This window comes from Bradyrhizobium zhengyangense (assembly GCF_022012555.1).
GTDB classification, from domain to species: Bacteria; Pseudomonadota; Alphaproteobacteria; order Rhizobiales; family Xanthobacteraceae; genus Bradyrhizobium; species Bradyrhizobium zhengyangense.
In genome coordinates this window covers 1-2,651 of the sequence record NZ_JAKLTZ010000063.1, presented here as the reverse complement: position 1 = coordinate 2,651, position 2,651 = coordinate 1, and the positions used below count along the sequence as shown (strand labels likewise).

Genomic DNA, 2,651 nt, shown 5'->3' with positions numbered 1-2,651 from the left:
TATTACCCCTGCTCGATGTCCTGCCGCACCGTGATCTACAAGGGCATGTTCCTCGCCGACCAGCTCGGCAAGTACTATCCCGATTTGCACGAGAAGGATTTCGAGAGCGCGCTCGCGCTCGTTCACCAGCGCTTCTCGACCAACACCTTCCCGGCGTGGTCGCTGGCGCATCCCTATCGCATGATCGCGCATAACGGCGAGATCAACACGCTGCGCGGCAACACCAACTGGATGGCAGCGCGCCAGGCGTCGGTCAGCTCCGAGCTGTACGGCAAGGACATCAGCCGGCTCTGGCCGATCTCCTATGAGGGCCAGTCGGACACCGCCTGCTTCGACAACGCGCTCGAATTCCTGGTACAGGGCGGCTACTCGCTGCCGCATGCCGTCATGATGATGATTCCGGAGGCGTGGGCCGGCAATCCCCTGATGGATGAGAAGCGCCGCGCCTTCTACGAATATCACGCCGCGCTGATGGAGCCGTGGGACGGCCCCGCCGCGATCGCCTTCACCGACGGCCGCCAAATCGGCGCCACGCTCGACCGCAACGGGCTGCGGCCGGCGCGCTATCTCGTGACCAAGGACGACCGCATCGTGATGGCGTCCGAAATGGGCGTGCTGACGATCCCCGAGGACCAGATCATCACCAAATGGCGCTTGCAGCCCGGCAAGATGCTGCTGGTCGACCTCGAACAGGGCCGCCTGATTCCGGACGACGAGATCAAGGCCGAGCTCGCCAAGAGCCATCCCTACAAGGAGTGGCTGGAGCGGACCCAGATCGTGCTCGAAGAGCTGCCGAAGGTGCCGACCACGGGCGTGCGCTCGAACCTGTCGCTTTTGGACCGCCAGCAGGCATTCGGCTACAGCCAGGAAGACATCACGATCCTGATGACGCCGATGGCGGCCACGGGTGAAGAAGCCGCGGGCTCGATGGGCAACGACACGCCGATCTCGGCGCTGTCGGACAAGGCCAAGCCGCTGTTCACTTACTTCAAGCAGAACTTCGCCCAGGTCACCAACCCGCCGATCGATCCGATCCGCGAGGAGCTGGTGATGAGCCTCGTCTCCATCATCGGACCGCGGCCGAACCTGTTCGACCTTCAGGGCCTTGCGACCACCAAGCGCCTGGAAGCGCGCCAGCCGATCCTCACCGACGCGGATCTCGAGAAGATCCGCTCGATCTCGGATGTCGCCGACACCCACTTCAAGTCGCGCACGCTGGACACCACCTTCCACGCCGGTCTCGGCGCGGCGGGCATGGACCAGGTGCTGGACGAGCTTTGCGCGCGCGCGGAAGCCGCGGTGCGCGAGGGCGTCAACATCATCATCCTGTCCGACCGCATGGTCGGCACCGACCGCGTGCCGATCCCGTCGCTGCTGGCCTGCGCCTCGGTGCATCATCATTTGATCCGCACCGGCCTGCGCACCTCGGTCGGCCTGGTCGTCGAATCCGGCGAGCCGCGCGAAGTGCACCACTTCGCCTGCCTTGCCGGCTACGGCGCCGAGGCGATCAATCCCTACCTCGCGTTCGAAACCATCATCGCGATGAAGGACCGCCTGCCCGGCTCGCTCGACGACTACGAGATCGTCAAGCGCTACATCAAGTCGATCGGCAAGGGCCTGCTCAAGGTGATGTCCAAGATGGGCATCTCGACCTATCAGTCCTATTGCGGCGCGCAGATTTTTGACGCGGTCGGCCTCAAGGCTGATTTCGTCGCAAAGTTCTTCGCCGGCACGCACACCCGCGTCGAGGGCGTCGGTCTTGCCGAGATCGCCGAAGAGGCTGTACGGCGTCATGCCGACGCGTTCGGCGAGGCTCTGGTCTACAAGACCGCGCTCGATGTCGGCGGCGAATATGCCTATCGCAGCCGCGGCGAGGACCATGCCTGGACCGCCGAGTCCGTCGGCTTGCTTCAGCACGCCGCCCGCGGCAATTCGCTGGAGCGCTATCGCGCCTTCGCCAAGATCCTGAACGAGCAGTCGGAGCGCCTGCTGACGCTGCGCGGCCTGTTCCGGATCAAGAACGCGGAGGAAGAGAAGCGCAAGCCGATCCCGATCGACCAGGTCGAGCCGGCCAAGGACATCGTCAGGCGTTTCGCCACTGGCGCGATGAGCTTCGGCTCGATCTCGCGCGAGGCGCACACGACACTCGCGATCGCCATGAACCGGATTGGCGGCAAGTCGAACACCGGTGAAGGCGGCGAGGAAGCCGACCGCTTCAAGCCGATGCCGAACGGCGATTCCATGCGTTCGGCGATCAAGCAGGTCGCCTCGGGCCGCTTCGGCGTCACCACGGAGTATCTCGTCAACTCCGACATGATGCAGATCAAGATGGCGCAGGGCGCAAAGCCCGGCGAAGGCGGCCAGCTGCCCGGCCACAAGGTCGACGCGACCATCGCCAAGGTGCGTCACTCGACCCCCGGCGTCGGCCTGATCTCGCCGCCGCCGCATCACGACATCTACTCGATCGAGGATCTGGCGCAGCTGATCTACGACCTCAAGAACGTCAACCCGACGGGCGACGTCTCGGTCAAGCTGGTCTCCGAAATCGGCGTCGGCACGGTGGCCGCGGGCGTTGCCAAGGCGCGCGCCGACCATGTCACCATCGCGGGCTTCGAGGGCGGCACCGGCGCTTCGCCGCTGACCTCGATCAA

1 protein-coding gene is annotated in these 2,651 nt (G+C 65.0%); it reads left to right on the top strand.

Annotated features, from left to right (window positions below):
- The coding region (locus L6639_RS42795; RefSeq protein ID WP_237867359.1) for a glutamate synthase central domain-containing protein at positions 1–2,651 on the top strand (2,651 nt) is incomplete at both ends.